A 10140-nucleotide genomic window follows, 5' to 3' on the forward strand; every position below is an offset into this window, starting at 1 on the left:
CCAGAGGAGCACATAACAGATGGGGACTGCCATCAAGCAACCGAAGCGGGCTGCGCTCGCTTCGTTCGTCGGCACCACGATCGAATGGTACGACTTCTATAGCTACGCGACCGCCGCCGCCATCGTGTTCGGGCCGCTGTTCTTTCCCGGCGAAAGCCGTTTCGTCAGCCTGCTCGCGTCGTTCGGCTCGTTCGCGGTCGGCTTCTTCGCGCGGCCGCTCGGCGGCGTCATGTTCGGCTATCTCGGAGACCGCTTCGGCCGCAAGCGCTCGCTGCTCGCGACGCTGATGCTGATGGCCGTATCGACGGTCGCGATCGGCCTGCTGCCGACCCATGCGCAAGCCGGCGTGATCGCACCGATCCTGCTGGTTCTGATGCGCGTGCTGCAAGGTATCGCCGTCGGCGGCGAATGGGGCGGCGCGGTGCTGCTCGCCGGCGAGCATGCGCCCGAAGGCAAGCGCACGTTCTTCGCGTCGTTCGCGCAGCTCGGCAGCGCGAGCGGCCTGATCCTGTCGATGCTCGCGTTCGGCGCGATCAGCACGCTGTCGAAGGACGACATGATGAGCTGGGGCTGGCGCGTGCCGTTCCTCGCGAGCGCCGTGCTGCTGGCGGTCGGCTTCGTGATCCGCGCGAGCGTGTCCGAGTCGCCCGAGTTCGAGGAAGTCAGGAAGAGCGGCAACACCGCGCAGAACCCGGTGCGCGAGGCACTCAAGTACTGGCCGCTGCTGCTGCTCGCGATCGGCGCGAACGTGTACGGGATCGCCGGCGTGTATTTCAGCAACATCTTCATGATCAGCTATGCGACGCAGTTCCTGTCGCTCGACCGGTCGATGGTGCTGCATTGCATGACGATCGTCGCCGTACTGCAGTTCGTCGTGCAGCTCGCGGCCGCGTTCATCGCGCAGCGCTTCGGCACGACGCGCGTGCTGCTGATCACCGGCGCCTGGGCCGCGATCGTACCGTTCGTGATGCTGCCCCTCGTGCACATGGGCACGCCGCTGTCGATCACCGTCGGCGTCGGCCTCGCGACGCTCGCGGAATCGGGCTACTACTCGGTGGTCGCAGGTTTCGTCAGCGGCATCTTCATCGCGCGCATCCGCTACACGGCGATCTCGATCGCGTACCAAGTGTGCGGCGCGATCGCCGGCGGTCTCACGCCGCTCGTCGCCACGCTGATCGCACAAAACACCGCGCCGCAATGGTGGCCGCTCGCGATCCAGTATACGAGCGCCGCCGTGTTGTCGTCGGTGTGCGTGTGGCTGATCTCGCGCCGCGTCAGCATCGACGATGCCGGCGCGCCCGGCAAGTCGGACGAAGCGCTGCCGAGCGGCGCACGCACCGCGTAACCTCACGCAGCGAGCAGGCGGCATCGCCTGCCCGCTTGCGGTGCGCGTACCGCGGTACGCCGCAACGTCCCCACCCCGCCGAACAAGCGGCCCACACATGCGGGCCGCTTGTTGCCATCCGATCGTCGATCGCGACGGCGTACACCCAGCGTTCGCGCGTTATCGCACCTGGCTGCGCAGCGTCTTCGCGGCGGCGACCATGTTCGTCAGCGCCGGAATCACTTCCGCCCACTGGCGCGTCTTCAGCCCGCAGTCCGGGTTCACCCACAGGCGCTCCGCCGGAATCCGCTCGGCCGCCTTCTTCATCAGGCCGACGATGTGATCCTGCGTCGGGATGTTCGGCGAGTGGATGTCGTACACGCCCGGCCCGATCTCGTTCGGATACCTGAAGCTGTCGAACGCGTCGAGCAGCTCCATGTCCGAGCGCGACGTCTCGATCGTGATCACGTCCGCGTCCATGTCGGCGATCGACGCGATGATGTCGTTGAACTCCGAATAGCACATGTGCGTATGGATCTGCGTATCGTCCTGCACGCCGTTCGCGGCGATGCGGAACGACTCGACCGCCCACTGCAGGTACTCGCCCCATTGCGCGCGGCGCAGCGGCAGCCCTTCGCGCAGCGCGGCCTCGTCGATCTGGATCACGCGCACGCCGGCCTTCTCGAGATCGAGCACTTCGTCGCGGATCGCCAGCGCGAGCTGGTAGCACGACACCGAACGCGGCTGGTCGTCGCGCACGAACGACCAGTTCAGGATCGTCACCGGGCCGGTCAGCATGCCCTTCATCGGCTTGCTCGTCAGCGACTGCGCATACGCGATCCATTCGACCGTCATCGCCTTCGGGCGGCTGATGTCGCCGAACAGGATCGGCGGCTTCACGCAGCGCGAACCGTACGACTGCACCCAGCCGAACTGGCTGAAGACATAGCCGTCGAGCTGCTCGCCGAAGTATTCGACCATGTCGTTGCGTTCGGCTTCACCGTGCACCAGCACGTCGAGCTCGAGCGACTCCTGCTCGCGCACGCTGCGCTCGATTTCCGCCTGCATCGCCTTGCGGTAGCCGGCTTCATCCAGCGCGCCCGCCTTGAACTGGCTACGCGCCAGGCGAATCTCGGCCGTCTGCGGAAACGAGCCAATCGTCGTCGTCGGGAACGCCGGCAGATTCAGGCGCGCCGACTGTTTCGGCGCGCGCTGCGTGTACGGGCTCGCGCGGTTGCCGAGTTGCGCGTCGATGCGGGCGATCGCGGACTTCACCGCCGGGTTGTTCACGCGCGGCGAGCGACGGCGCGATTCGATCGCGGCGGCGTTCGCGGTGAGCGCGTCGGCCACCTTGTCGCGGCCTTCGTTCAGCGCGGTCGCGAGCACCTTCAGTTCGTCGAGTTTCTGCAGCGCGAACGCAAGCCATGCACGGATCTCCGGGTCGAGCTTCTCCTCGCTCGCGAGATCGACCGGCACATGCAGCAGCGAGCACGACGGTGCGAGCCACAAGCGGTCGCCCAGTTGCTTCGCGAGCGGTTCGAGCCAGTCGAGCGTCGCGTTCAGGTCCGTCTTCCAGATGTTGCGGCCGTTGATCACGCCCACCGACAGGATGCGGTCGGCCGGCAGTTCGCGCACGAGCGCGTCGATTTCGTCGCGGGCGTTGATCGCATCGATATGCAGGCCGTCGACCGGCAGCGAGGCCGCGAGCGTCAGGTTGTCCTGAAGCTGGCCGAAGTACGTCGCGAGCAGCAGCTTGATGCGGCGCGTCTCGAGCGTGTCGTACGCGGTGCGCAGCGCCAGGCGCCATTCGGCGTCGAGCTCGGTGACGAGGATCGGTTCGTCGATCTGCACCCATTCGACACCCTGCGCGGTCAGCGTATCGAGCAGCGCGCCATATACCGGCAGCAGCTTCGGCAGCAGCGCAAGGCGATCGGAATCGTCCTTCGCCTTGCCGAGCCACAGATACGTGACGGGGCCGAGAATCACCGGCTTCGCGGCGACGCCCTGCGCCTGCGCTTGCGCCAGTTGCTGGAGCAGGCGCGACGGATCGAGCGAGAAGTTCGTGTCCGCGTGGAACTCCGGCACGATGTAGTGATAGTTCGTGTCGAACCACTTCGTCATTTCACCGGCGGCGACACCGCCGCAGCATGCCGCGTGTTCTTCCGCCGACTGCGCCGAACGGCCGCGCGCGACGCGGAAATAGTTGTCGAGCGCGTCGCCATGGAAGTCCTGCACGCGCTTCGGCAAGTTGCCGAGCGTGAAACTCATGTCGAGCACCTGATCGTAGAACGCGAAATCGCCGATCGGTACGAGATCGAGGTCGCGCTGGTCGTTCCAGTGGCGTTGGCGAAGTTCGGCGCCGAGGGCCTTCAGTTCATCGCGCGACGATTCGCCCTTCCAGTAGCGTTCGAGACCGAACTTGAGTTCGCGCTTCGCGCCGATGCGCGGAAAACCGAGGTTGTGTGTCGTAACCATGAAGCTGCCATCCAGAAGAAATTGAAGATCCGGCAGCCATCATAGGGATTTCATCCCATGAAATAAAATGGCATTATTTCATTCATCCATTAAAGTTGTTCATGTATCTGTTGGGTGAACGATCTCCATGCTGGAACGATTCCATCTCGTCGTGATCCGCGAAGTCGAGCGCCAGGGCTCGCTGACCGCGGCCGCCAATGCGCTGCATCTCACGCAATCGGCGCTCAGCCATACCGTCCGGAAAATCGAGCAGCAGCTCGGTACGCCGATCTGGGACCGGGAAGGACGCGGCCTGCGGCTCACGCAGGGCGGGCAGTATCTGCTGAAGCTGGCGAACCGGCTGCTGCCGCAGTTCGAACTCGCCGAGGAGCGGATGAAGCAGTACGCGAAGGGCGAGCGCGGCACGCTGCGCATCGGGATGGAGTGCCATCCGTGCTACCAGTGGCTGCTGAAGGTCGTGTCGCCGTACCTGTCGCGCTGGCCGGACGTCGACGTGGACGTGAAGCAGCGCTTCCAGTTCGGCGGCATCGGCGCGCTGTTCGGCCATGACATCGACGTGCTCGTGACGCCCGACCCGCTCAACAAGCCGGGGCTGCGCTTCGATCCCGTGTTCGATTACGAGCAGGTGCTCGTGGTCGCGGATGCGCATCGGTTCGCGAACGCCGACTACGTGACGCCCGAGCAGCTGACCGACGAGGTCCTGATCACCTATCCGGTCGAAACCGACCGGCTCGACATCTACAACCAGTTCCTGACGCCAGCCGGCATCGTGCCGCGGCGCCACAAGTCGATCGAGACGACCGACATCATGCTGCAGATGGTGGCGAGCGGCCGGGGCGTGGCCGCGCTGCCCAGGTGGCTTGCGGATGAATACGCGGACCGGATGCCGGTCGTGCCGGTCAAGCTCGGCAAGAAGGGCATTGCGAAACAGATCTTCCTCGGCATCCGCGAGGCGGATGCGTCGATCGACTATTTGGCCGCATTCGTCGCGCTGGCGCGCGAATCGACGTGGAGTGCGCCACGCATGCGGCGCTAGCCGCGTTCGCACACTATGCACTTCCGGCAGTCCGCATGTCGGTGCGCAGGCTCGTGTTCACTATATGGACGACGACGCGAGCCGTGCACGACATGTTGCGTCACGACGTTACGGCACCGCCCCTTACACATCCGTAAGACCATGATTCGCCATCCGTACTGTCATCAAACTGACTGCTAGCGAAAGCTAGGATCGGACGCGGTTCCTTTACGAGATGCCGTCATGAATCATCCTGCTTCGTCCGCGCCGAACAATTCGGGTTCAGTCGAACGCACCAGGCAGGTCGGCTATGCCGTGTTCCTGCTGGTGCTCGCATTCGGCGCCGCGTATATCGCCACTCACCTGATCGCCGACCTGTCGCCGGTCCGCGAAGGGTCGCTGTTCCCGTACCTCATGCTCGGCGCCGCGCTGCTGATCGCGCTCGGCTTCGAATTCGTCAACGGCTTCCACGACACCGCGAACGCGGTGGCCACCGTGATCTATACCCACTCGCTGACGCCCAACGTCGCGGTGATCTGGTCCGGGATGTGGAACTTCCTCGGCGTGATGGTCTCGAGCGGCGCCGTCGCGTTCGGCATCCTGCAGTTGCTGCCGGTCGAACTGATCCTGCAGGTCGGTAGCGGCGCGGGCTTCGCGATGGTGTTCGCGCTGCTGATCGCCGCAATCATGTGGAATCTCGCGACCTGGTATTTCGGGCTACCGTCGTCGAGCTCGCATACGCTGATCGGGTCGATCATCGGCGTCGGTCTGATGAACCAGCTGATGCACGGGCCGTCCGGCACAAGCGGCGTCGACTGGGGCCAGGCGCTCGGTGTCGGCAAGTCGCTGCTGTTCTCGCCGATCGTCGGCTTCCTGTGCGCGGCACTGCTGCTGCTCGTGCTGAAGGCGCTCGTGCGGATTCCCGATCTGTACAAGGAGCCGCCGAAGGATCAGCCGCCGCCGTTCTGGATTCGCTGCCTGCTGATCTTGACCTGCACGGGCGTGTCGTTCGCGCACGGATCGAACGACGGGCAGAAAGGGATGGGCCTCATCATGCTGATCCTGATCGGCACCGTGCCGACCGCGTATGCGCTGAACAAGGCCGTCACGCCAGCCGAAACGCAGACGTTCGTCGCCGTCGCGAACCAGGCTGCCGCGACGTTCGGGAAGTATACGAACGGCGTCGCGCCGTCCGCGAACCCGCGCGCCGACGTCGAACACTACGTGCAGCATCGTGAACTGACGCCCGCCGTGCTGCCTGCCGTGCAACAGCTGTCCACGTTGCTCGCGACCGCAGTCGGCACGTCGGGGTCGATGGCGGCGGTGCCGCAACGCGACGTCGACAACGTACGCAACACGATGTATCTGGTATCCGAAGCGATTCGCCTGATCGAGAAGTCGGGGCAGCCCGCGCTCACCGCCGACGACAAGCTCGCCATCGACAACTATCGCAAGCAACTCGACCACGCGACCAAGTTCATTCCGACGTGGGTGAAAGTCGCCGTCGCCATCGCACTTGGCCTCGGCACGATGGTCGGCTGGAAGCGGATCGTCGTGACCGTCGGCGAGAAGATCGGCAAGCAGCATTTGACGTATGGGCAGGGTGCGTCGGCCGAACTCGTCGCGATGCTGACGATCGGTGCCGCCGACGTGTACGGGCTACCCGTGTCGACGACGCACGTGCTGTCGTCTGGCGTCGCGGGCACGATGGCCGCGAACGGATCAGGGCTGCAGTGGAGCACGGTGCGCAGCCTCGTGCTCGCGTGGGTGCTGACGCTGCCCGCGTCGATCGTGCTGGCAGGCGGACTCTACTGGTTGTTCCGGTCAGTGGCGTGATCGGGCAAACGGTGGGTGGCCGGTGAGAGCCGGTCGCCTGCCGTGGAAGATTTCGCCGTCGCTTCTCCGCTTTTCCGCTTCGACACTTCTCGGCATTCGATGGGTTCGTGCCACGTCCCTGCCTTTTCGGCCTTTCCAGATTGAAGCGCAAGATCTGGAGCGTGCCGGCACACGGACGCCGCTAGACTGGGTTCATCAACTTTCATCGTGGCTTCAACCGTGCATGCGACGCTTGCGAATATTCCGCGCGAGCGTACGGCGCCACATGGCTGACGAACCGAGGTACGCCCGTGAATATCGCCAATCTGCAACCTGCCGTCGAATCGACGGACATCGCGCAACGCGTCGATACAATCGACTGGCCGACCGTCGATGTCGAGCTCGGTCGCTACGGATGTGCGCGAGTACCGGGCCTGATCTCCGCAAGCGAGTGCGATGCGCTCGCCTCGCTCTATCCGCGGGATGCGCTCTATCGTTCGCGCATCGTGATGGCACGGCACGGCTTCGGGCGCGGCGAATACAAGTACTTCGCGTATCCGCTGCCTGGCGTCGTCGCCGCGCTACGCATGACGCTCTACCCGCATCTTGCGCCGATCGCCAATCGCTGGAACCAGGCACTCGGGATCGACGTCCGCTATCCGAAAGAGCACCGGACATTCCTCGATCGCTGCCACGCGGCGGGACAGACACGACCGACGCCGCTGATCCTGCAATACGGTCCCGACGACTACAATTGCCTCCATCAGGACCTGTACGGCGAGCATGTCTTTCCGCTTCAGGTCGCCATCCTGCTGTCGGTACCTGGTCGGGATTTCACGGGCGGCGAGTTCGTGTTGACGGAACAGCGACCACGCATGCAGTCACGCGCGGAAGTGGTGCCGCTGACGCAAGGCGATGCGGTGTTCTTCGCCGTCCACGGCAGGCCCGTGCAGGGAACGCGCGGCGTCTATCGCGTCAACCTGCGCCATGGCGTGAGCAGAATCCGAAGCGGCCACCGCCACACGGTCGGCATCATCTTCCATGACGCACAGTGACGGCCTGCGGGGTGCAACGTGATGTTGTCTCGCCATTCGGCATGCGGATGAGTTGGCGCAACAGGCACCGCGCATCATTGCGCAAGGATCGTTGTGTTGTGCCGTGCCGCCACCGCACGGTCTGCGCATCATTGGTGGTAACGGGCGACGGGGCGCACTGCACTTCAGACGATCGTCGCCATGACGGATCGACGTTTCGAGTGAGCTTCAATAATCTGAAGCCCACACCCGTCGCGACGCCAATGCAATGAGAAATCCTGCTTACCTGCTGGCCGCATTTGCCCGGAGGTGATCGCCAGCATTGGAAGCCAGCCGGGCATAGCCGGGCAACGTCAGCAGCGCGAGCACGCCCGCCGCAACGAACGCCCAGCGAAAATCGTCGAGCACGTAATGCCTGCCGGCCGCGTCGCCACGCACCAACGCCGCCAACCGCAGCGACAACGCACCGAATGCAATCCCCATCCCGATCGTCATCTGCTGCGCCGCGCTCCACAGCGTGCTGGCCGCGCTCGTCTGTCGAGCCGGAATGTCCGCATATGCCAGCGTCGCGAGCGTCGTGAACTGCATCGACCGCGTGAGCCCGTAGACGAATACGACGAACAGCGTGACCGCCAGCGGCGTCGACGCTGTCAGCCAGCCACACGCGATCGTGAAGAGACCTGCGATCGTCACGTCGACGAGCGCAACGTGCCGGAAACCGAATCGGTCGAGGATCCACGACGTTCCCGCCTTCATCCCAAGATTGCCAAGCGCGCTCGCGAGCAGCAGCAGGCCGGACTGGAATGGCGACAGCCCGAAGCCGATCTGGAACAGCAGCGGCAGCAAATACGGCACGGCGTTGATCGCCATCCGCGTGATGGAGCCGGTGATCACCGTCACCGAGAATGTCGGCACTTTCAGCGTCGAGAAATCGAGCAGCGGATGCGCACAGCGTTGCCCGTGCATCCACACGGCGATGCCGAACAGCACGCTCGCGCCCACCAGAATACCCGCGCACGTGAAGTCGACGTCCTGCTGGCCAGCCGCTTCGGTACCGATCAGCAGACAGGTCAGCGCAGCGCCTCCCAGCACGAAGCCGACCCAGTCGAGCGGTCGTTGCTCGTCGGCACGTGTGTTCCGGACGATCAGCCAGGTACAGACGAGCGCAACAATGCCGAACGGGACATTCAGCAGGAAGATCCATCGCCATGACGCGTAGGTCGTGATGAAGCCGCCGACGGGCGGCCCGACAACCGGCGCGACGATGCCCGGCCACGTGATCGTCGCGATTGCGCGCATCAGCTCGGCCTTCTCAGTGCTGCGAACGACGATCAGCCGTCCGACCGGCACCATCATCGCCCCGCCGACGCCCTGCAGCAGGCGCGCGGCCGTAAACGTCATCACGCCCTCGGACAGCCCGCACAGCACCGACGCGCCGGTAAATACGAAGATGGCGGTGGCAAACACCGTGCGCGAGCCGTAACGATCCGCAATCCAGCCGCTGATCGGGATGAACACCGCGAGCGCCAGCATATAGGCCGTTATCCCGAGGCTGAGCGCGTTCGGACCGACGCCGAACGAGCGTGCCATCTGAGGCAGCGCGGTCGCGATCACGGTCGTGTCGAGATACTCCATGAAGAACGTTGCAGCGACCAGATACGGCAAGAAGTCGGTCGTCCTACCACGGTGGGCAGGGCTATTAATCATGAATGGTGCGGGAAACGAAATACGAAGGACACCGAGTGCCGGCTATGCAGATGAACGCCAGGAATCGGGATGGATGGTGATATTACCCTGAGGGGCTGCTGGTCTGCTCTGCCGGGCATGCGCGAATGGACTTTATGCGCATAGATTTTTATGACGATATCGTGCTGCAGTCACCGAATGGCGTACGCGATCAGGTCGGCATGACACGTCGAGGGACGGGAACATCAATTCGGGCGCATTTTGCCAGAAAGTGACATTTTTCGACGATCATCGATCAATGTCGCTCATCATCGGCCATCACAATGCCAGCTCCAACCGCCTTGCACTCGCCATTCCGCTCGTATTTTCGCTGCTCAAATGCAAAAACCCCCGCCTTGTCGGGCGGGGGTTTCTGGCTTAGGGAGCCTGACGATTACCTACTTTCACACGGGAATCCGCACTATCATCGGCGTAGAGTCGTTTCACGGTCCTGTTCGGGATGGGAAGGGGTGGGACCGACTCGCTATGGTCATCAGGCAAAGAGGGTTGTTCTGCTGGCGTGGCCAACAGAACCAATCTGGGAAGAAGCAGTAATTTCGTTGGGTTGTGAGGTTGTATCTCACACATACGCGGTAGTTCAACCGCTGTACGTCGAGTGCCTTGCACTCGACGTTCGACATTCGTAAAGCGCTGAAGCGCTAACGACTGTCGAAACAGACTTGTTATAGGATCAAGCCTTACGGGCAATTAGTATCAGTTAGCTGAACGCATTACTGCGCTTACACACCTGA

General features: G+C 63.7%; 6 protein-coding genes and 1 rRNA gene. 4 read left to right on the plus strand and 3 right to left on the minus strand.

Going from position 1 to position 10140, the window contains the following annotated elements; translation table 11 throughout:
* Nucleotides 1–19: 19 nt before the first annotated feature.
* On the plus strand, nt 20–1345 hold the full coding sequence (locus tag DIE11_RS32705; RefSeq protein ID WP_124629502.1) for an MFS transporter: 1326 nt from the start codon (nt 20–22) through the stop codon (nt 1343–1345).
* Between the two features lie 159 nt (nt 1346–1504).
* On the opposite strand, the gene metE is transcribed toward DIE11_RS32705, so the two are convergent.
* Complete coding sequence (metE, locus tag DIE11_RS32710; RefSeq protein ID WP_124629503.1) at nt 1505–3799, minus strand: 5-methyltetrahydropteroyltriglutamate--homocysteine S-methyltransferase; 2295 nt, start codon at nt 3797–3799, stop codon at nt 1505–1507.
* Nucleotides 3800–3926: 127 nt separating this feature from the next.
* Here metE and DIE11_RS32715 point away from each other — a divergent pair, with 127 nt between their 5' ends.
* From DIE11_RS32715 to DIE11_RS32725, 3 genes are all read left to right on the plus strand, one after another.
* A complete protein-coding gene (locus DIE11_RS32715; protein ID WP_124629504.1) occupies nt 3927–4835 on the plus strand; it encodes a LysR family transcriptional regulator in 909 nt (302 codons plus the stop codon).
* Between the two features lie 222 nt (nt 4836–5057).
* Nucleotides 5058–6650, plus strand: a complete 1593-nt coding sequence (locus DIE11_RS32720; protein ID WP_124629505.1) for an inorganic phosphate transporter — start codon at nt 5058–5060, stop codon at nt 6648–6650.
* Nucleotides 6651–6940: 290 nt separating this feature from the next.
* Nucleotides 6941–7684, plus strand: a complete 744-nt coding sequence (locus DIE11_RS32725) for a 2OG-Fe(II) oxygenase (RefSeq protein ID WP_124629506.1) — start codon at nt 6941–6943, stop codon at nt 7682–7684.
* A 261-nt stretch (nt 7685–7945) separates the two neighbouring features.
* Here the strand turns inward: DIE11_RS32725 and DIE11_RS32730 are convergent, their stop codons facing one another.
* The gene (locus DIE11_RS32730; protein ID WP_124629507.1) at nt 7946–9370 is read right to left on the minus strand and encodes a DHA2 family efflux MFS transporter permease subunit; all 1425 of its coding nucleotides are present in this window, start codon (nt 9368–9370) and stop codon (nt 7946–7948) included.
* Nucleotides 9371–9773: 403 nt separating this feature from the next.
* Nucleotides 9774–9886, minus strand: a 5S ribosomal RNA gene (gene rrf, locus DIE11_RS32735).
* Nucleotides 9887–10140: the final 254 nt, after the last annotated feature.

Origin of the sequence: Burkholderia sp. Bp9012, assembly GCF_003853825.1 — a bacterium.
GTDB classification, from domain to species: domain Bacteria; phylum Pseudomonadota; class Gammaproteobacteria; order Burkholderiales; family Burkholderiaceae; genus Burkholderia; species Burkholderia diffusa.

Excerpts from the sequence above, each read along its gene's own strand:
- DIE11_RS32705 (WP_124629502.1), top strand. The coding sequence starts at position 20 with ATGGGGACTGCCATCAAGCAACCGAAGCGGGCTGCGCTCGCTTCGTTC.
- metE (WP_124629503.1), bottom strand. The coding sequence starts at position 3,799 with ATGGTTACGACACACAACCTCGGTTTTCCGCGCATCGGCGCGAAGCGC.
- DIE11_RS32715 (WP_124629504.1), top strand. The coding sequence starts at position 3,927 with ATGCTGGAACGATTCCATCTCGTCGTGATCCGCGAAGTCGAGCGCCAG.
- DIE11_RS32720 (WP_124629505.1), top strand. The coding sequence starts at position 5,058 with ATGAATCATCCTGCTTCGTCCGCGCCGAACAATTCGGGTTCAGTCGAA.
- DIE11_RS32730 (WP_124629507.1), bottom strand. The coding sequence starts at position 9,370 with ATGATTAATAGCCCTGCCCACCGTGGTAGGACGACCGACTTCTTGCCG.